Below are 20,676 nucleotides of genomic sequence, written 5' to 3' on the forward strand. Positions count from 1 at the left end.
TACATTGAACCGTATAGTGGATAAAAAGAGCACCTTTGCGAAGTAATGCAGAGGTGTTCTTTTTGTTTCCAGACTTGTTAACACACTTCCTTTTTCGACATTTTTCGATGTTTTTTGTATGGATATATAGGTATATGGGCATGAAAAATAAGCCTTAGTACCTATGTGATTATAGAATTATTTATAATGATTCTTAATAAAATACCGATATTAAATTATACCGTTTTATATATTGGCTTAGAAGGGAAGATCATGCATGTTTCTCAAGAAAAATGAGTCTCAATCACTTGCTCCTTTAGTAGAAGAAAGCCGCAAACTTTCACAGAGAATACAGCAAAAGGATTATGCTGCTGCAATACAAGTCTCCTCAGCATCTCCTGAGGTTCAAGAAATCGCAAACAATGTTAACCAAGCGATAGAGTCCATGAAAAATGATGCTCAGCATGTTGATATCCGTTTGAAGCTTGTTACCAAGGCGATAGAGATTGGATTATGGGACATGGAGGTCATTGCGGGTGATCCTGTCAATCCCAATAATACGTTCACATGGTCGGAAGAGTTCCGTTCTATGCTGGGATACCAGAGCGAAAAGGAATTCCCCAATGTATTGGACAGCTGGTCATCTCGACTGCACCCCGAAGATTATGACAGGTCTTTGGCAGAATTGTCTGATCATTTGCTGGATTTTACGGGAAAGACGCCATATGACGTACAGTATCGTTTGAAGCTGAAGCATGGAGAATACCGCTGGTTCCGGGCTACCGGAACGACGATCCGCGACGAGAAGGGAGTGCCGCTTCGGATTGCGGGCGCTCTGCTGGATGTGCACGATCAGAAGATTAAATCGGAGGAGCTTCAGGCGCTAGTTACAAGATTTGATCTCATCAATCGTGTTTTGGTGGAGGCACCCTATGACGTCATTCTGGTGGATGGAGACATTGAGCACCCGGATAATGTATTTTGGTGGTCCCAGCAATTCCGCAACACCTTGGGCTTTACAGACGAGAAGGACTTTCCGAGTGTATTAAGCAGCTGGAGTTCGCGTATACATCCTGACGATGCCGAACATGCAGTTAAGGCTGTAGTCGATCATTTAAATGACTATTCAGATCGTACGCCATATGACATGGTATGTCGCTTACAAAGTAAAAATGGAGAATATCGCTGGTATCAAAACAGTGGAAGAAGCATACGCGATAGCAGAGGAGTACCTATTCGCATTGCCGGAACAATCCGTGATATCACAGTAGAAAAGGAAAAGCAGGCTGTGGCGGATGAGCTTACGCTCAAAATCCAGCATCTCTCTGATTCCATTACAGAAATGGTGAACGGTGTTAACTCGGTTAGTAACCAGGCACAGGAATTGGCTACGGCTCAAGAGCAATCGACAGAGGCAGCGAACCAAGCCAAAGTCAGTGCAGAAGAGACGCAAAATATTTCGAACTTCATTAAAGAGATTGCAAATCAAACGAATCTGCTGGGTCTGAATGCTGCAATCGAGGCATCGCGAGCAGGCGAGCAGGGACGTGGTTTTGCAGTCGTTGCAGATGAAGTGAGAAAACTTGCCATCCATAGTGCTGATGCGACCGGGAATATCGAGACCAGCCTGGACGAAATGAAAACACTCATTGAGCGAATTCTGCACAACATCGGGAACATGTCTACGCTGACACAAACACAAGCCGCGCTAACGCAGCAAGTGAATGCATCTACGGACGAGATCAACAGTATGTCCAAAGCTTTGTTGGATTTTGCGAGAACGATGTAAGATCTCGTGCTAATAACTAGGCCGAGCCATAGGCTCGGTCTCTTTACTGTTTTTGGTAGATGAACTATACTTTTTGACGATCGATCTAAAAATGACCTCATAGTAACTTCATGTGGAAAAGAGGAAACGATTTGAGCCTACTTAGTTCAATATTGGTTGGAATTGTAGCGCTGGAGCACGTGTACATTTTAGTGTTGGAAATGTTTCTGTGGACGACTCCACGCGCGATTCGTACGTTCGGTACCTCAAAGGAACTGGCAGGGGTGACCAAATCCCTGGCAGCCAATCAGGGGCTGTATAACGGATTTCTGGCTGCTGGATTGGTGTGGGGCTTGGTCTATCCCGATCCTGTGATCGGGCGGCAAATCCAATTATTTTTTGTCATTTGCGTGGTAGTGGCTGCGGTGTATGGTGCATTAACGGCCAATAAGTCTATTTTATTAAAGCAAGGCCTGCCTGCCATTCTGGCATTGATCAGTTTGCTGGTCTTCTAAATGACACTCTTAACGGGTGTCTTTTTTGCTCATTCGATCACATTTCGTTCACTAAAATGGGCATGGGACAAGGATAGCAGCGATACCGGCGAGCTGAAAGAAATTAGTCCCGGCCATTATGTGGCGTACCCGGTTGGCCGTTAGGTTAAGATCGATGGTACGGTGTACATAACCCATAGGAGGTAAAAAATGATGACTGAATCGACGAAAAGAGTACGTATTTCCCAGTGGGACGCGCTCATGCTGGAATCTTTACGTTCATTAGGCTGGTCCCATGAGGAACTCATCCATCGGGCGCAGCAAAATGAGCTGCCAACGGACGGACAGTTTGATTATACGGAACTGGCCACCGGGCTGGCGTCCAAAGAGCCGGAGGTGTTTGTCAACGCGGTAACAGACGGGTATCAGATCAAATATAATACGATCCGTGGCATTCGTTCGTGGATTGCCGTGGCGCTCGGGCGTGAGCCTGAGCTGTCTCTGGAAGAAGGAAGCGAAGCTGTAACATCCGAACTGACGCAGGCTGAGTATGATCGGCTGGAGCAGGTGCTGTCGTTAGGCTGGGTCATTCAGGAAGCACGTCCCGCGACTGGCGATACTGCAGGATTGTACCGAATTGTGCCTGCTGCAAAGACGAATTAAATCGTGGGGAGGGAGTAACCCACTTTACCAGAAATTGAAACGGGCTGGCCAGGGAGGCCAGCTCGTTTTTTAATGCGATTCTTCTTCATCATTTTCATACTTGAGAAGATACGGTTACGGCTTGGCGCCTCATTCACAACCTTTCCATCTTTTCTCATACGGATATCATCGATTGAAATGATTAAAAAGGTTACATTTTTCACCATATATGACCGATAAAAGTATAGTAGTATTTATATTTTATGGAAAGTGAGGAAAGGGGATATTTTAAAACTGATGAGTGAACAAGAAATACATAGGAGTGAATATGGAGGTGGGACGATCGTCGCTGAACCGAACGCAATTTCACCACGTCCACAAAGAATTGTTTTGACCCTGGTTGCAGGATTGGCTTTCTTGATCTTTAGTTTCTCCCTTTCTCTAATCACAGGCATATTCCCTATCAGCTATGCGGAGTTATGGGAAGTTTTGTGTTCTTCCAATCCCGATCCCATATTAAAGGAAGTTGTATACCAAACTCGTATGCCATTTGCCTTGGATATGTTGTTGCTCGGAGGATGTCTGGCCGTATCAGGAACTCTTTTACAATTACGAACAGTTAATCGATTTGCATCACCAACCTTAACCGGACTTATGCCTGGGGCAATGGTGGGGCTATGTGTTGTCCTTTTATTGGGATTAGACATAGACTCTTTTGGTAGTATGGCCCTTTGTATTGCAGGAGCGGTATTTGGGGGATTCATTGTATTTAAATTAAATAGAATCCGTTTCATTCGAGGGCGGTCTGCGGGAATTCATTTATTCATGATTGGTTTCATTATGGATGTAGCCCTTCGTTCAATCTCTGGGTTTATTGTGCTACTTGGAGAAAATCAGCAAGAGTGGGCAATTTCTGTGGGAGGCTGGGGAATAAGGGAAGGATCATTCACGTTTTGGCTTGCCTTGGTTACACTTCTCGTTGCAGGATCTGTCTCCGCATTCCCCAAGCAGCTTAGACCACTGTACATTCCCTTTGCAATGGTGTTGACCGCCGCTACGGTGTGGGCGTGTGGTGCCATCGGATATATAGGACTTATTGTGCCTTATTTCATGCGTTGTATGATAGGAAACCGTCCGCGGCTTCTCATTTTAGGCTCCGTCCTTTGGGGTGGCGGGTTGTTGATGCTGGCCAAAGTCATTTCCGCTAGAATCCATGAGCCGGTTGGGTTGCCCTTAACCCCGGTGCTGGCCTGCGTTGGCATACCCTTCTTGGTCTTTATGGTGTGGGGCGAATGGAAAAGAAGCTCTCTGCTTGAGAAGTACTAGATTTTCAAACGTAATATTTACCGGACAGCTAGACTGTTATCATACTGCTCTGCCAGCTCATCATACTCTCTTTTTTATGCTATATTTTATACATAAATAAAATAATCAGAGGGTTGAGGTGCAGCATGACATCAATGACTATTGTCGAATCATCCGTCAAACCAGGATTAACAGCTTTTCAGGCAAGTGCCGAAGATCAGGCTGAGGTTCACGAGTTAATTTTAAAGACGGCTAGATGGCTGCACAGCAAGGGTTCCGCGCAATGGGGCAAATTACTAAGAGGAGAAGATGACCACAATCTGGGAGGCGCTATTGCACGCGGAGAAGTGGTTATTTTCCGAACGTCAGAGGATCATCGCTTGGCAGGTGCAGTAATTTTGCAGCAGCAGCCCAGTGCTTGGGATAGTAGATTGTGGGGATTAGAGGAGACAGATTCTGAGGAAGGAACTTCCGTATATCTGCATCGTTTGGTTGTAGATCGAGATAATAGTGGGAAGGGACTGGGCCGTGAGCTCATGCAGTGGATTGAGCAAGGCATCCGTTTTGCAGGCAAGGATCGAATCCGTCTAGATTGTATTGCAGGCAATGACAAGCTTAGCGGGTTTTACAAACAATGCGGCTATACTTATATGGGCGAAACGAATGGCTATAACACTTTTGAAAAGATGCTAATAAAGTCATAGAAAAACGAATCCTAATTGAAGGAATACAAAAGAAGGAAGCAGGTGATCTGCATTCTTCTTTTTTTGTTGTGCAGACCTTTACGTCCTCGTGATGTCTTTCTTCTGGGTTGCTGTCATGTCAGAGCCACTCAAAAGAAAAAAAATTATATAAAAATGAAAATGGGGATATCGCGCTTTCTCCTTCTACATATGATGATAGGGAAAGTTTTGTAAGCGCTTCAAAAAAAGGGTGATATACAACCATGCGAAGCTACAGGAGGCGGTTAAGGTGGATAATTACATGAGCTGGATAAAGATTGGATTTTTCCTCAGCGTTCTGTTTTTACTTGCAGCGGCATGCAGCACTTCTCCCAAGATAGAGAACACAGCTGGGCAAAAAGTGCGGCTTACGATGCAGGTTTGGGGTAATCCTGCGGAGGTGAAGGTGTATCAGCGGGCACTGGATGCATTTGAAAAAGAGAATCCGAATATCGAGGTTAAGCTGGTACCTGTACCAGGAGACCAATATGAGCAAAAGCTGTTGACACAGCTACAGGGAAGTCGCGGACCAGATGTCTTTTATTCCTATGAATCGACGATGGCGCGTTTGATCGGAGCAAAACAGGTGCAGCCTTTGGGTGAATTTTTAAAAAGTGACGCAAGTGACGTGAAGGCCGAGGATTTTCCGGAAGGATTATGGGGGCCGGCCAAGCGTGATGGGGAAATCTATGGAGTCACTCCTGACTCCAACCCGATGGTCATGTACTACAACAAAAAGGTATTTAAGGAAGCAGGTGTGAAGACACCGCAGGAATACTATGATGAGGGTAAGTGGAACTGGGACGCCTTTGAGGAGGTTACATCCAAGCTGAAGGCCGCCGGAAAGCAGGGCTATATTGCGGAAAACTGGTGGGCTCACTGGTATTCATGGGTGTGGTCGAATGGTGGCCGGATCTTTGATGAACAAGGCAAATATGTGCTGGACCACAATGAAAAGGGTAAGGAAGCCTTCGCTTTCATGCACGATATGGTGAAAAAGGGAAATGCGGTATACCTTGGTTCGCTTCCGAAGGGGCAGGGGGCAGATGCCATGTTCATGTCCAACCAGGTCGGCATGCTGGCGGCGGGAAGATGGCTGGAGCCCTTATTTAGCCAAAATAAAAGCCTTGACTTTGATTATATCTACTGGCCCTCCAACACTGGTAAAAATGAGCCTGTCGCCATCCCGGTTGCATATGTAGCTGTAAACAAAAATAGTCCGCATGTGCAAGAGGCCATGAAACTGGCAGCCTTCTATGTCTCTGTGAAAGGGCAGGAGGAGCGGCTGGTTGAAGGTGGCAATGCCATGGGTACGCTTGCTGCCGCAGACGAGAGCATCATGAAAAAGGCGACGATTGAGCACTCAGGCTATCTGACTGAGGGACGAAATAAAGGGCATGCGTATGGTTCTGCGTTGGCGTATGATGCACAGGTGCCGGGGTTGAACTCCGATATCACGGAAACCATTGACCTGATGTTCCTGGGCAAGCAGGATGCTGCGACAACCATTGAAAAGTTGAATCAGATCATATCCGAGGCGGTCAAGTAAACACGGGATCGGCCGTGACCAGGGAGGAAGGTGACAAGATGCAGAAAAAGCATCAAGCGCTGTGGGGCTATCTGTTCATTGGCCCCCAGTTTCTTGGTCTGTTATGTTTTTCGCTGCTGCCCTTGCTGTATGCGTTTTACTTAAGTTTTGTCAATTGGGATGGTTTCGGGGTACCTTTGTTTGTCGGCTTGGACAATTTTAAAGGTCAATTATCTGATCCTGATTTTTGGAAGGCACTTATCAATACGGTGTACTATATGGTGCTGGTCATCCCGGTGGGGATTGTGTTGGCTCTGCTCGTAGCCATCGTGCTCAATAAAGTAAAGGGCAGGGAAATCTATCGCTTGTTTTTTTTCATGCCTGTCGTAACCAGCTCGGTATCGGTTGGGGTCATCTGGATGTGGATACTGAACGGCGAATTCGGCATTTTAAACCACTTGCTGCGAGCGATTGGGATTACAGGCCCAATGTGGCTTACCGATACGCATTGGGTGATCCCATCGATTGCTCTACTTAGCATATGGCTGGGACTGGGATACAACATGGTCATTTTTTTGGCAGGCCTCCAGGGCATCTCCAAAAGCTATTACGAGGCAGCCGAAATTGACGGGGCCAGCAAGTTCCAGCAGCTAAGGTATATTACATTGCCGCTATTGTCACCAACGACCTTTTTTGTCACCATCATGATGGTTATTAGCTCTTTTCAGGTGTTCGATCAGGCGTTCGTCATGACAAACGGTGGGCCGGCCAAAGCAAGCTATACGCTTGTATATCACATTTACGATCAGGCATTCATAGATTTCACGATGGGAGAAAGTGCGGCAGCGGCGATGATTTTATTCGTGATCATTCTCATATTTACACTGCTGCAATTTAAAATGCAAAAGAGGTGGGTGCACTATGGAGATTAGTTGCAGAGGCAGGATGTTCCTGCGCCATGTGCTGCTCGCTGTCGGCTCTTTAATCATGTTTTTTCCATTTCTGTGGACCATCCTCAGTTCTCTAAAGGATATCTCTCAAATTTTTGTCGTTCCGCCGCAATGGATTCCTGATCCGTTTGTATGGAGTAACTATCCGGCTTCGCTGGAGGCCATGCCCTTCGTGCAGGCGTACATGAATAGCTTTTACATTACGTTTATCATCGTGACAGCAACGTTGATTAGCGCTTCTATGGCGGCGTATGCTTTTGCTAAAATCCGTTTTCCAGGTTCGGATATATTGTTTATTTTGTTCCTCGCTACGATGATGGTGCCTAGGCAGGTAACGATGATTCCGTTATACTTGGTGATGGATCGTATCGGTTGGCTGGATACGCATTGGTCGCTGATCGTACCTGGAGCCTTGTTTAATGCATTCGCGGTGTTTTTGCTCCGTCAATTCGTCATGGGTATTCCACGTGATCTGGAGGAAGCAGCAGTCATGGACGGGGCGGGATACATTCGCATTTACTGGAGTGTCATTCTGCCACTCGTTCGTCCAGCATTGGCGGCGATCGGAATTTTCACCTTTTTGGGTGCCTGGAATAGCTTTCTTGATCCACTGATCTATCTCAATACACCGGAGAAATTTACAGTTCCGCTTTTGCTCAACAATTTCAAAGGACTATATACCGCCGATTGGTCACTGATGATGGCAGGCACCACCATCTCTGTCGTTCCAGTGCTCATCGTCTACATCATTGCCCAAAAGCAAATTATTGAAGGCATTACCTTAACAGGCATCAAGGGGTAGGGGCGTTTCCCTACTCCTTTTTGTGCGATTTCCGATACTGTAACGGAGTACGCCCGGTGAAATGCTTGAATACACGGCCAAAGTGAGCAATGCTGTCAAAGCCCGTTTTTTCAGCAATGGCGGTCACTTTCCAGTTCGTTTCCTTCAAATACGCCCGAGCCTGCTGGACCCGTACATCTTGAAGATACTCGACCAGGGTAAAGCCTGTGGTCTGCTTGAAAATACGGCACAGATATGTGCTGCTAATATAAAAATGTCCTGCCAGTTGCTCCAACGACAGCTTCTCGGCATAGTGGGCATGCAGGTACTCAATCACCGAGTACACACGTTGCTGCTGCTCGCTGCGTTCCGGCGCTATGGTGTCAGGAGCCGCTGATTGTATGCGGCGGATTCGGATCAGTAGCTGTAGCAACAGGCTTTGAAGATACATATGACGGTATGCATGCTCTTGATGGTATTCATCCAGCATTTGCTGGAACAGATGCTCCAGCTCGCGTTGTTCTTCCGCGGAGGGGCGAAGCAAAAAGCTTTTTTCAGGCAAAAGCAGGTGGCTCTGATCGCTGGATGGAGTAACAGACGTGGACGAGGCTACAAACGCTTCATCAAAGTTGATTAAAATTCGCTCATGGCTGCCGCTCCCCTTGTTACTCGTACGGTGAAAATCATGTTTGCTAATCCAGATCAGATCGCCCTTTTGTAGCGCGTATACACGTTGATTAATGTAATAGTAGCGCTCTCCTGCCAGCAGATAATAGATTTCATGCGCTTGATGGACATGGTCGGCAGACATGCTAAAAGGCACCATCCGAAGCGCTTGCTCGATGGCAAAAAGGGGTGTAGCGATCATAGCAGCGTTCTCCTTTATGAAAGCATTCATGAGAATAATATATGCATACTTTTTGGATGAATTCACAATAAAAGCGAAGATTTTGCTCTTTCTTATACTATAAAATATAAGTAATTCATGTAAAGGGTGTGAACCAATTGGCTAAAATCAAATATGCGCTTGTGGGCACCGGAGGAAGAGCTGAATTTTTTTACGGTGAGGTTGTTACCGTTTTTAAAGATACATCAGAGCTGGTCGCGTTCTGTGACGTCAATCAGACGAGAATGGATTATGCCAATCGGCTGTTGCAGGAGAAATACGAACACCATCCGATTTCAACCTATAAAGCCCACGAATTTGACCGAATGATCGCGGAGACGAAGCCGGATATCGTCATCGTCACCACCATTGACCGGGTGCATCATCGGTATATTATCCGGGCGATGGAGTTGGGCTGTGATGTCATTTCCGAGAAGCCGATGACGGTCGACGAAGACAAATGCCAAGACATTCTGGATGCCATAGACCGCACGGGACGGAAGCTGCGCGTCACCTTTAACTATCGCTATGCCCCGCATAATACGAAAATCCGTGAGGTTATCATGGATGGGACGCTGGGTGACATCTTGTCAGTCAATTTTGAATGGCTGCTGAATACCCAGCATGGCGCAGATTATTTCCGCCGCTGGCACCGGGACAAGCGCAATAGCGGCGGTCTGCTGGTGCATAAATCGACGCATCATTTTGATCTGATGAACTTCTGGCTTGGCTCAAAGCCGGAGACGGTATATGCGATGGGCGACTTGAAATTTTACGGCCGGGAGAATGCGGAGCAGCGTGGCGTGACGGAGTTCTATCAACGCGCTTACGGCAGCAAGGCGGCGGAAAATGACCCATTTGCCTTACACCTGGATCGTAACGAACATCTAAAAAACATGTATCTGGATGCGGAGCATGAGGATGGGTACGTGCGGGACCAAAGCGTATTTGGCGACAATATCAGTATCGAGGATACGCTGAGTGTCATGGTGAAGTATCAGAATAAAACGGTAATGAACTACTCACTCAACGCTTATATGCCTTGGGAGGGCTTTATCATCGTATTTAACGGCACCAAAGGACGGATGGAAGTTCGGGTATCCGAGCAATCCTATGTTAATTCCGGTGGCAGCAAGGCAGATGAGGGGGCGTTAAAAGAGAAAACCATCACGATTTATCCTCACTTTGCAGCACCTTACGAGGTCGAAGTAGAGGAAGGCGTGGGGGGACATGGCGGAGGAGATCCAGTCATGCTGCGGGATATTTTCGATAAGCCGGCAGAGGATCGGTTTCATCGTGCGGCCTCTCATATCGATGGCGCGTGGTCCATTTTAACAGGCATCGCCGCCAACCGCTCTATGCGTACAGGCCAGCCGGTGAAGGTGGAGCAACTGGTGCGATTATAACGATTGTAAGCTAGGAAGCACCTTTAATAACAAGAAGCCCCTCTATTCAGATGAACAGAGGAGGCTTCTTGTTTGTATTATATATAAATGCACTTTACATCGTAGGGCACTATATTTTATTATTTATCGGCCTTCAGCTCACGGGTTCCCAGTTGTTGTACAGGACGATGGTTATCGGGAAAAATGGCAGCAAACTGTTTAATTTGGTCTGCCGACATTTCAATAGGCTGTTCCAATACCGTCCAATTCACATGTTCTGTGCATGGCGGGGTAGTCAGCGACCCGTTGTAGCGAACGGAGTGTAGGTCTTTTGGCAGCAGCGTAGCAAGGTTTATTTCTCCCTCCAAGTTCGTTTCTTGAGAGATACCTTTTGGCAGTTTGGACCAGATGCGATTGAAAGCCTTGTTTTCTTTGCCGCTTTGAATAAGAACGCCTAAGACGGCTGTGCTTCCGGTGTCGCTTTGATGAACAAAATGAAGCTCCATTTCAGCATTTTTACCATCTATTTGGTGTTCACTTGGATGATGAAAATGAAACTGCTTTAGAGTGAATTTTGTGCCGTCCACGACAATATCATTGCTGGGACTAGCTGCATTGACTTGGACGGTGTGTCCATTATTCAGTATGGATACTTTAGTGGTTGAATAATGAACCTGTAGCGGTTGCTGCGTATGCGAAGCTTCCAGATGGGAATGCTCTATGTTGATGGGAGATTGTTCCTGACCATTACCACAAGCGACAAAATCCTTTTCCAGCTCCCCCCAATGCTCGGGTCCTTCATCCCCTTCGTAGGACCAGTGCGGGCTTTTCTGAACAACTGCATGTACGTTGTTAGCGGATGATGATGATGTTGCGCTAGTAGTACTAGAAGTGGCGGATGGTGTACATCCTGTTACCGACAATGCCAAGATGATGGAAAATATGCTGAACAAGCAACCTCTCCAGTGTTTTTTCATGTTTCTTTATCCTTCTTCCAAATAGATTATGTGAAACTTTTTACATTGTAAATTATTGTACAAAGTTCCTGCAAGGGTACAAGGACTTAGGAAAAAGGTAGAACTGGTTGCTTATTATTACCGGGTGTAGAGAGAATAATGGAGTGGTGAAATATTTGTTTGTCCTCTTTGGGGGAAGTAACTATAATAGTGGGGTGTGCATTACAAAATAATTCCATATCCACTCAAAGGAGAGATCTACATGAAAGCAGCGATTGTTACAAAAGACAAGAAAGTTAGTGTAGAAGAGAAACCTTTGCGCTCCCTGAAACATGGGGAAGCGTTAGTCCAAGTTGAATATTGCGGGGTTTGCCACACAGATTTACACGTAAAAAATGCAGATTTCGGTGATGTCACAGGCAGAGTTCTGGGACATGAAGGTATTGGGAAAGTCATTGAATTAGGTGAAGGAGTAACCAGCCTTAAAGTTGGCGATCGCGTAAGTATTGCCTGGATGTTCGAAAGCTGCGGTCACTGCGAATATTGTTTAACCGGACGAGAAACTTTGTGTCGTGAAGTTAAAAATGCCGGATACACGGTAGATGGTGCAATGGCAGAACAATGTATTGTCACAGCTGACTATGCGGTCAAAGTACCAGATAATCTTGATCCTGCTGCTGCAAGCAGTGTAACTTGCGCAGGGGTTACAACCTATAAAGCTGTTAAAGTGAGTGATATCAGACCAGGACAATGGATCGGTATCTTTGGTATTGGCGGTTTGGGTAACCTGGCTGTACAATACGCAAAAAATGTGTTCAATGCTAAAGTTGTAGCCTTTGACATCAGTGATGAAAAACTCGAACTGGCCAAAAAAATTGGTGCTGACTATATTGTTAACAGCATGAAAGAAGATCCAGTCGCCCGAGCTAAGGAATTAACCAACGGTGCTGGTCTGGATGCAACCGTAGTTACTGCTGTTGCCAAAACACCTTTCAACCAAGCCATTGACGTTGTAAAGGCTGGCGCGCGTGTCGTAGCTGTAGGTCTTCCAACCGATAAGATGGATCTCGACATTCCGCGTCTGGTTCTGGACGGCATTCAAGTAATCGGCTCCTTGGTCGGTACTCGTGAAGACCTTAAAGAAGCATTCCAGTTCGCTGCAGAAGGTAAAGTTGTACCTCTTGTACAAAAACGTCCGCTTGAAGACATCAACGAGATCTTCGAAGAGATGGAGCATGGCAAAATCCAAGGACGTATGGTCATTGATTTCACAAAATAAAATGATGTCCAATTCGTAACTCTTGAGAATTCTAAGAGAGAGAAAGCGCCTGCTGATCTATTGCAGACGCTTTTTTTTGCTTTACAGCTTATTCAGAATATTATCCTCCAAAACCGCGGATTTATCCCCGTATTCTTTAATAATATGTCTTTCTCCCCAGGCACAAAGTGAATCCAAAATGCTTTTCAAACTACATCCATATTCACTAAGCTCGTACTCCACTTTGGGTGGAACCTGATTATAGCTAATTCGATTGACAATGCCGTCTTCCTCTAATTCACGAAGCTGTTGAGTCAGCATTTTTTGTGTTATAGAAGGCATCATTCGCTTTAATTCACTTGTCCGCATTTTTCCATGGGTCAAATGACACAGAATCACACACTTCCATTTTCCCCCGATTACCTCTAATGTCGCCTCAACAGAGATATTGTATTTTTTCTTTCCCAATGCCGATCCCTCCGTGTATGTCAGCAGTAGGGTACTTTTTGGTACCTATATCACTAAAAAGTACGTACTGTTCATAATTGATTGAATAACTCATAATAACATCTGCTGGTCGAAGATTACTACAGATAGGAGTGAAAAACATGTCGCCAGAATCCAAGCGAAGTATCTGGCCATTACTGGCTTTAGCCGTAAGCGCCTTTGCCATTGGGACAACCGAGTTCATCAGTGTAGGACTGCTTCCCCTGATCGCTGAAGACTTGCACATATCCGTAACGATGTCCGCACTAACCGTAACGCTGTATGCATTAGGGGTTACCATTGGGGCACCTGTGTTGACCTCATTAACATCGAGTGTTCCTCGTAAAACGCTGCTGCTGTGGATCATGATTGTATTTATAGCAGGCAACAGCCTTGCAGCGGTTTCTAGCGGAATCACCCTGCTGCTGATTGCACGTGTAATCTCGGCGTTCTCCCATGGGGTGTTCATGTCCATCGGGTCCACCATCGCGGCCGACCTTGTTCCCGATGATCGGCGGGCGAGTGCTATTTCTATTATGTTCTCTGGCTTGACCGTTGCCACCGTCACAGGGGTACCGTTGGGCACCTACGTTGGGCAACAATGGGGTTGGCGGGCTGCATTTATGGCCATTGTGGTCGTCGGTGTTGTGGCCCTCATTGCCAATCTGATTCTGCTGCCCTCTACGCTTCGAAAAGGAAATAAGACTCCTTTCAGCGAGCAGGTCAAACTGGTTACGAATGGTCGCTTGCTACTTGCATTTATCATTACTGCCTTGGGATATGGTGGCACATTCGTCGTGTTTACTTATTTATCTCCATTACTTCATGACATAACCGGTTTTGGACAAAATACGGTAACGCTCATTCTCTTATTGTATGGAATCGCCATTGCTATCGGGAATGTTATTGGTGGAAAAGCTGCGAATCGCAGACCGCTTTCAGCTTTATTTTACATGTTTCTCATTCAAGCTGTAATTCTGTTTCTGCTGTGGTTTACCGTGCCATTTCAAACAGCAGGCCTGATAACGATTTTCTTTATGGGATTGCTTGCGTTTATGAATGTGCCTGGTCTACAGGTATATGTAGTCATGTTAGCCGAACGTTTTGCACCCAAGGCTGTCGATGTCGCCTCTGCTGTTAATATTGCGGCCTTCAACGCAGGGATCGCAATTGGAGCATATGTGGGAGGAATGGTGACGGATTCACTGGGTCTCATGCATACGACTTGGGTCGGTGGGGTAATGGTTTTTGTTGCGGTTCTACTGACAGCCTGGAGTCGTATGCTCGAAAAAAGGGATACAACCGCCTTGGTAGGCTAAAACTTTTAAAAAATAGAGAGGAAGATATACAATGACACAAAACCTACAAAGCACAACAACATTGCACAACGGAGTTCGTATGCCTTGGTTTGGCATCGGGGTATTTAAAGTGGAGGAAGGTTCAGAGCTGGTTAATGCTGTAAAGGCTGCTGTAAAGCATGGCTACCGCAGTATAGATACAGCGGCAATCTATGCGAATGAAAACAGTGTAGGACAGGCTATTCAGGAAGCCCTCTCGGAGAATAATCTATCCAGAGAAGATCTGTTCGTCACGTCCAAAGTGTGGAATGCAGATTTAGGCTATGAAGAGACACGAGCCGCTTATGAAGCAAGCCTAGACAAGTTGGGACTGGACTATCTGGATCTATATCTGATTCATTGGCCGGTTCAAGGGAAGTACAAAGAAGCATGGAGAGCTTTGGAGTCCTTGTATAAAGAAGGACGGATTAAGGCAATTGGAGTCAGCAACTTCCAAATTCATCATTTGGAAGATCTCATGAAGGATGCAGAAATCAAGCCAATGGTCAATCAGGTGGAATTCCACCCGCAATTAACTCAAGCCGAGCTGCTGCAATTCTGTCAAAAGAACAACATCCAAATGGAAGCCTGGTCCCCGCTCATGCAAGGCCAATTGCTCGATCATCCGGTACTGCAAGACATAGCAAACAAGTACGGTAAATCGGTGGCCCAAGTGATTTTACGCTGGGATGTACAGCAAGGAGTCGTCACTATTCCCAAGTCCACCAAGGCACATCGAATCGTTGAAAATGCCGATATTTTTGACTTTGAATTGACGCGTGAGGATATGGATCAAATTCAGGCGTTAAATGCCAATCTTCGGGTAGGTCCTGATCCGGATAACTTCGATTTTTAAATTCAGTTCAACATGAACCGCCGTTTCCTTCTTCATGGAAGGGACGGCTTTTTTGTATGATGAGTTTGGAGCTACAGCAATCCAATCCCGCCATATGGTATTATAGATTTATGTAAAATGAGAAGTTTTGGACACTTATGAAAATGAAAATCTCCGGGGGACCTCATGAATAAGACGATTGCAGATATAGCCCAAATGGCTGGTGTATCCAAGAGCACGGTATCCCGTTTTTTGAACGGTGGGTCTGTCAGCCTGGATACGAGACGTAAAATTGAAAAGGTGGTCAAAGCCACGGGGTATGTGCCCAATACCTTTGCCCAGAGTCTAAAGGCAAAACGAACCAACATTATCGGAACCGTCGTGCCACGGCTGGATTCTTTTGCCACATCCCATACGTTAATGGGGATTGACGAGGAGCTGCGTTCCCAGCATTACCAGATGTTGATCTCTAATACGAGTCAGGATGTAAAACGTGAAATCGAAGCGATCTATGAGTTCGCACGGCAAAAAATTTCAGGTATCATTCTGCTGGCTGCTCAAATTACAGACGACCATCTGACCGCGATTCGTGACATCAGTATTCCGGTATTGCTGGTGGGCCAACAACATGAGCAGATCCATAGCCTTATCCATGATGATTATCGTGCCGGATATGATATCGGTGCATATGTCCTGTCACAAGGCCACCGTGAAATTGCCTATGTCGGTGTGACTGAAAGGGATGTTGCTGTCGGTGTGCAACGCAAAGAGGGCTTTAGGCAGGCTGTTCGCGATGCATTACCTGCTGCGTGTTATACGGACGAGGCGATGCGAGCCGCAGGATATGATATCAGATACTATGAAACCGGGTTTAAAATGTCCGATGCACGGATTGCTGCATCCGCCATTTTGGACCAATTCAAACCATCGTTAATGGTGTGTGCTACAGATAATATCGCGCTTGGGGTAATCAACGCGGCTTATTCCAGAGGAATTACCATTCCGTCGGATTTGTCGGTAACTGGCTTTGGGGGATACGATATTACGGAGGTCATTCACCCTGCGCTAACGACTGTTCAATATCCGTATATGGAGGCTGGACGTGTAGCAGCACAAAATATTGTACGGCTGGTAGAACATAAAACGGTAGAGCGAGTAACAGTCATGGATTATTCCCTGATTGAAAGAGAAAGCGTTGACAAACGTTAAACAGGTGGATTATAATTTCTTCGAAACCGGTTCCATTTTACTCTTGCACAATTGGAATCGGTTGCAACTCCATGGATGAGTATTTTTTTAATCGTATAGGAACCGGTTCCGTTATAATATTTTTTCGTTAATTTGGAACCGGTTCCCTAAATCTAAGTTTTTAAAAAATGAGGTACACCTATGAAAATGACAAAAGAACAAAAGTATCGATTGATCGAGCAGGCAGAGCCCGGTGAAATAGCGAGCTTGCAGAAAAAGGTGGAGCAATGTCAGTGGCGACAGTCGTTTCATATCCAGCCACCGACAGGTTTACTCAATGATCCGAATGGATTTTCATATTATCAAGGTGAATACCATTTATTTTATCAGTGGTTCCCGCTCGGAACCGATCATGGGATGAAATATTGGTATCATTTGAAATCCAAAGATTTGGTCACATGGCATAGTGCAGGCATTGGCATCACACCTGGGGACGATTTCGACTCGCATGGGGCTTATTCCGGCAGCGCGCTAGAGCATGAGGACAAGTTATACATGATGTATACAGGAAATACAAGAGACGAAAACTGGATTAGACATCCTTATCAATGCATGGCTGTGATGGATGAGAGCGGTCGCATTACCAAGTGGGAGCATCCTGTTATTGACCATGTACCAGAAGGCTATACAGATCATTTTCGTGATCCCAAGCTGTGGAAGGACGGCGATAGTTTCTATTGTGTGATTGGTGCCCAGAGAACGAATTCAACAGGCTGCGTTGTCCTTTATCGTTCAACCGATCTTCATACTTGGCAGTTCGAGGGGGAACTGAACACCGGGCTGGAATCGTTTGGATATATGTGGGAATGTCCGGATTATTTTGAACTGAACGGAGCAGGGGTCTTGGTCTTTTCTCCACAGGGCTTGGAGCCTTCAGGGGACGAAAACCACAACATTTATCAATCGGGCTACGTCATCGGCAAACTGCTGAATACAGAGACAAGAACACTGGAGCATGGCGCATTCCACGAGCTCGATAGAGGCTTTGATTTCTATGCACCACAGACGATGATTGACCCGCAGGGGCGGCGTATTATGGTGGCCTGGATGGGGCTGCCGGATATCGAATACCCGACAGATCCGAACGGATGGGCCCATTGTCTGACGTTACCGAGAGAACTTACGCTTCATGAGGGGAAACTCTTGCAGCGGCCAATCCCAGAACTAACCACATTGCGTAGAAATAGTGAGGATCGGGTAGCTGATACGTTATCTTCAGAGAGCAAAACCTATGAAGGATTTAAAGGTACAGCGTATGAGCTGATCTGTGAAGTAGATCTTTTGGATGCGAAGGCATTTGGTATCGAATTCCGTGCGAGTGAGACGGAGAAAACGGTGATAAAATATAACGCCGTCAGCCGCAAACTTGTATTGGACCGTTCGCAATCGGGTGAGCCTGTAGCCGCTGAGTATGGTGAAGTGCGGCAGTGTGCATGGGATAAGGATCATATCAAACTTCATCTGTTTGTGGATACATCTTCGGTTGAGATTTTCATCAATGATGGGGAAGAAGTGTTCACCAGTCGTATTTTTCCGCACCCAGAGAGTGACGAAATACGCTTTTTTGCCGACAAGGGAGAGGCTCTCTTCCAAGCGGTAAAATGGAATTTTACATGAGTAGGCTAATTCATCAAGTGGATCGTTAATCATCAAACATAACGGAATGAACGAGGGGATGAACATCATGGCGGAAAACAGAGAGATAGCTAAAGAAGTGATCGAGGCGATCGGTGGAAAGGAAAATATCGCTTCGTTTGCTCACTGTGCAACGCGCTTACGAATTATGGTGCATGATAAGGAGAAGATTGATCAGAAAAAAGTTGAAGAGATCGACAAGGTTAAGGGTGCTTTCTTCAATTCAGGTCAATATCAGATTATTTTTGGTACAGGAACGGTAAATCGGATTTTTGAAGAGGTTGAGAAGCTTGGCGTGACGGGTTCATCTAAAGAAGAGGTGAAGAGTCAGGCGAAAAAGGAGGGCAACGTCTTCCAGCGGTCCATTCGTACCTTTGGCGATGTGTTTGTACCGATTATTCCAGTGCTGGTCGCTACGGGGTTGTTCATGGGACTGCGCGGTTTGCTTACTCAGCCGCAAATTCTCGCTCTGCTCGGTATGACGCCGCAGGATATTTCACCTAACTTTTTATTATATACACAGGTATTAACGGATACGGCTTTTGCCTTTCTGCCTGCGTTAGTCGCATGGTCAGCCTTTAGAGTATTCGGCGGTAGTCCGGTGCTGGGTATCGTTCTCGGTCTGATGCTGGTAAACCCGGCTCTCCCTAACGCGTATAGTGTTGCGGACGGCTCAGCTCATCCGTTGACGATGTTCGGATTCATTCCAGTGGTGGGCTATCAGGGCTCAGTATTGCCAGCCTTCTTCGTGGGTTTGATCGGAGCCAAACTGGAGCGGGCGCTGCGTAAACGGGTGCCTGAAGCGCTGGATCTGATTCTGACACCGTTTTTAACACTGTTGATTATGATCACTTTGGGACTGTTTGCTATCGGTCCAGTGTTCCATTCACTTGAAGAATGGGTGCTGCACGGAACAATATTTGTACTTGATTTGCCTTTCGGTATTGCAGGGATCGTCATCGGCTTTTTGCATCAGATTATCGTCGTTACAGGTGTGCATCATATATTTAATTTTCTGGAGATCCAACTGCTTGAAAAGAACGGCGTAAATGCCTTCAATGCTATTATTACCTGCGCAATGGCTGCACAGGGAGCTGCCTGCCTGGCGGTTGGTCTGAAAACGAAGGACAGCAAGCTGAAAGCGTTGGCGCTTCCTTCTTCGTTCTCTGCTTTCCTGGGGATTACAGAGCCGGCTATCTTCGGAGTCAATCTGAGATATATGAAGCCTTTTGTCATGGGTCTCATCGGCGGAGCGGTTGGTGGTTTTATTGCTTCAGTCTTCCATTTGGCGGCTACAGGGATGGCGGTTACAGTTATTCCGGGTACGTTGCTCTACATGAACCATCAGCTTCCGCTTTACATTTTGGCGAACTTGGCTGCTATGGCTGTATCTTTTGTCCTGACTTGGATGTTTGGCTTTAGCGATAAAATGCTGGATAAAGTCAAAACAGCGGGTTCCTCCAAATAATATCATCCAGTCAGCCCAAATACACGCAGATTTATCGCGTAAGTATAATGATAATGGTCGCTTTTACATGAATTCCATGTAGGGCGACCATTTTTTTATCTATGATATTCCGCTTCAGGCTATCAGATTAGACGATGGAGGAACGTTCATCCAGAAATTCGGACGGCGAGCAGCCTGTTAAGCGTTTGAAGATCCGATGAAAATAGGAAACATCGCTATAGCCCACATACTCCGAAATTTCACGAATCGATAGCCGCGACTCGGTTAGCATGTAGATGGCGGTTTTAATACGTTGCGTATGTACATGCTCGCTAATCGTTTGGCGTGTGACCTCACGCAGCAGTGTCGCCGCATAGTTGGGGGTTTTGCGGATGGCGTCGCCAAGCTCTTCTTTGGTTACCTTTTCCCTGTAGTGATTCTGAATATACTGTTTCATGTGTTCCACATGCCGCTCTTTATCGCAAGAAATGGCGCCTTTGTCCCATTCCTGGTTCACATAAATCATGGCCTCGGTCAGCAGACAGTCAGCCATCAGAGTATAGTAGCTTGGGTGTTCTGTCCATTGATAATACATCGATTTGATCCGTTCATGCAGCATATCGTAGCATCCTGGTTTGATTAATAACGGCTTGTTTGTGTTCAGTATAGGAAGTGTACTGTTCGTACATGTTTTGCGGCAATGTATCACATACTTGGTATGGAAAAGCGTAGGAATACTCTTTCCATAGTAGTTCAGATGAGCGGGTAAAAGCAGTGCTTCACCCTTGCCAAGAATGAACTTGCAATCGTTCACCCAATATACACATTTGCCAAAGGTGACCAAGATGAACAGTAAGTCATCGTGGCTGCTATTTGTGCCAGCCTTTTCATACCAGTCCACACCGTTGTCCTGCCGTATATCCATCAATGTAATCACGAAACTCACTCCCCGATGTCTTCAACATTCACTATACTGTAGTACATTCATCATACTATAGTTCATAGTCTTGGTGCACGGGTACAGGTAGAATAGA

General features: G+C 46.1%; 20 protein-coding genes. 16 read left to right on the forward strand and 4 right to left on the reverse strand.

All coding sequences use genetic code 11. From position 1 onward, the window contains the following. Positions 1–256: 256 nt before the first annotated feature. The 9 genes from KSP24_RS25500 (at position 257) to KSP24_RS18905 (ending at position 8,190) form a co-directional block, all read left to right on the forward strand. The gene (locus tag KSP24_RS25500) at positions 257–1,768 is read left to right on the forward strand and encodes a methyl-accepting chemotaxis protein (RefSeq protein WP_216976224.1); all 1,512 of its coding nucleotides are present in this window, start codon (positions 257–259) and stop codon (positions 1,766–1,768) included. Between the two features lie 131 nt (positions 1,769–1,899). Then, positions 1,900–2,262, forward strand: a complete 363-nt coding sequence (locus KSP24_RS18870) for a DUF1304 domain-containing protein (RefSeq protein ID WP_025674330.1) — start codon at positions 1,900–1,902, stop codon at positions 2,260–2,262. Continuing rightward, positions 2,263–2,406 (forward strand): hypothetical protein, encoded by a 144-nt coding sequence (locus KSP24_RS18875; protein ID WP_013368947.1) that lies wholly within the window; start codon positions 2,263–2,265, stop codon positions 2,404–2,406. It begins immediately after the preceding gene. A 48-nt stretch (positions 2,407–2,454) separates the two neighbouring features. Further along, the gene (locus KSP24_RS18880) at positions 2,455–2,904 is read left to right on the forward strand and encodes a hypothetical protein (RefSeq protein WP_216976226.1); all 450 of its coding nucleotides are present in this window, start codon (positions 2,455–2,457) and stop codon (positions 2,902–2,904) included. A gap of 276 nt (positions 2,905–3,180) precedes the next feature. After that, entirely contained in the window at positions 3,181–4,209 is a 1,029-nt protein-coding gene (locus tag KSP24_RS18885; protein ID WP_216976228.1) for an iron chelate uptake ABC transporter family permease subunit, read from the forward strand. Between the two features lie 125 nt (positions 4,210–4,334). Further along, on the forward strand, positions 4,335–4,892 hold the full coding sequence (locus tag KSP24_RS18890; RefSeq protein ID WP_216976230.1) for a GNAT family N-acetyltransferase: 558 nt from the start codon (positions 4,335–4,337) through the stop codon (positions 4,890–4,892). Positions 4,893–5,160: 268 nt separating this feature from the next. Next, positions 5,161–6,459 (forward strand): ABC transporter substrate-binding protein, encoded by a 1,299-nt coding sequence (locus tag KSP24_RS18895; RefSeq protein ID WP_216976232.1) that lies wholly within the window; start codon positions 5,161–5,163, stop codon positions 6,457–6,459. A gap of 38 nt (positions 6,460–6,497) precedes the next feature. After that, positions 6,498–7,370 carry a carbohydrate ABC transporter permease gene (locus KSP24_RS18900; protein ID WP_013368953.1) on the forward strand — a complete coding sequence of 291 codons (873 nt, stop codon included), beginning with the start codon at positions 6,498–6,500 and terminating at the stop codon, positions 7,368–7,370. Next, a complete protein-coding gene (locus tag KSP24_RS18905) occupies positions 7,360–8,190 on the forward strand; it encodes a carbohydrate ABC transporter permease (protein ID WP_216976234.1) in 831 nt (276 codons plus the stop codon). The genes KSP24_RS18900 and KSP24_RS18905 overlap by 11 nt, the downstream gene beginning before the upstream one ends. A gap of 10 nt (positions 8,191–8,200) precedes the next feature. Here the strand turns inward: KSP24_RS18905 and KSP24_RS18910 are convergent, their stop codons facing one another. After that, positions 8,201–9,037: a helix-turn-helix transcriptional regulator gene (locus tag KSP24_RS18910; protein ID WP_013368955.1), complete on the reverse strand. Its 837-nt coding sequence runs from the start codon at positions 9,035–9,037 to the stop codon at positions 8,201–8,203. A gap of 137 nt (positions 9,038–9,174) precedes the next feature. Between KSP24_RS18910 and KSP24_RS18915 the strand changes: the two genes are divergently transcribed. Then, a complete protein-coding gene (locus KSP24_RS18915) occupies positions 9,175–10,461 on the forward strand; it encodes a Gfo/Idh/MocA family protein (RefSeq protein ID WP_025674341.1) in 1,287 nt (428 codons plus the stop codon). Positions 10,462–10,580: 119 nt separating this feature from the next. On the opposite strand, the gene KSP24_RS18920 is transcribed toward KSP24_RS18915, so the two are convergent. Then, the gene (locus KSP24_RS18920; RefSeq protein WP_165083245.1) at positions 10,581–11,417 is read right to left on the reverse strand and encodes a carbonic anhydrase; all 837 of its coding nucleotides are present in this window, start codon (positions 11,415–11,417) and stop codon (positions 10,581–10,583) included. 241 nt (positions 11,418–11,658) lie between these two features. Here KSP24_RS18920 and adhP point away from each other — a divergent pair, with 241 nt between their 5' ends. Further along, positions 11,659–12,675, forward strand: coding sequence for an alcohol dehydrogenase AdhP (gene adhP / locus KSP24_RS18925; RefSeq protein WP_013368958.1), 1,017 nt, complete (start codon positions 11,659–11,661; stop codon positions 12,673–12,675). Positions 12,676–12,756: 81 nt separating this feature from the next. Here the strand turns inward: adhP and KSP24_RS18930 are convergent, their stop codons facing one another. Further along, positions 12,757–13,122: a winged helix-turn-helix transcriptional regulator gene (locus tag KSP24_RS18930; protein WP_013368959.1), complete on the reverse strand. Its 366-nt coding sequence runs from the start codon at positions 13,120–13,122 to the stop codon at positions 12,757–12,759. 140 nt (positions 13,123–13,262) lie between these two features. Between KSP24_RS18930 and KSP24_RS18935 the strand changes: the two genes are divergently transcribed. From KSP24_RS18935 to KSP24_RS18955, 5 genes are all read left to right on the forward strand, one after another. Next, the gene (locus tag KSP24_RS18935) at positions 13,263–14,459 is read left to right on the forward strand and encodes an MFS transporter (protein ID WP_025674346.1); all 1,197 of its coding nucleotides are present in this window, start codon (positions 13,263–13,265) and stop codon (positions 14,457–14,459) included. Between the two features lie 31 nt (positions 14,460–14,490). Continuing rightward, complete coding sequence (locus tag KSP24_RS18940) at positions 14,491–15,333, forward strand: aldo/keto reductase (protein WP_025674348.1); 843 nt, start codon at positions 14,491–14,493, stop codon at positions 15,331–15,333. A 165-nt stretch (positions 15,334–15,498) separates the two neighbouring features. Beyond that, positions 15,499–16,521, forward strand: a complete 1,023-nt coding sequence (locus tag KSP24_RS18945; protein ID WP_216976236.1) for a LacI family DNA-binding transcriptional regulator — start codon at positions 15,499–15,501, stop codon at positions 16,519–16,521. A 180-nt stretch (positions 16,522–16,701) separates the two neighbouring features. Beyond that, positions 16,702–18,177: a glycoside hydrolase family 32 protein gene (locus KSP24_RS18950; protein ID WP_058712125.1), complete on the forward strand. Its 1,476-nt coding sequence runs from the start codon at positions 16,702–16,704 to the stop codon at positions 18,175–18,177. A gap of 67 nt (positions 18,178–18,244) precedes the next feature. Continuing rightward, a complete protein-coding gene (locus tag KSP24_RS18955) occupies positions 18,245–19,663 on the forward strand; it encodes a sucrose-specific PTS transporter subunit IIBC (protein WP_013368965.1) in 1,419 nt (472 codons plus the stop codon). 127 nt (positions 19,664–19,790) lie between these two features. Here KSP24_RS18955 and KSP24_RS18960 read toward each other — a convergent pair whose 3' ends face one another. Then, positions 19,791–20,579, reverse strand: coding sequence for an AraC family transcriptional regulator (locus KSP24_RS18960; protein WP_216976238.1), 789 nt, complete (start codon positions 20,577–20,579; stop codon positions 19,791–19,793). Between the last annotated feature and the right edge of the window lie 97 nt (positions 20,580–20,676).

The organism is Paenibacillus sp. AK121 (genome assembly GCF_019042715.1).
Classification (GTDB): Bacteria; Bacillota; Bacilli; order Paenibacillales; family Paenibacillaceae; genus Paenibacillus; species Paenibacillus polymyxa_C.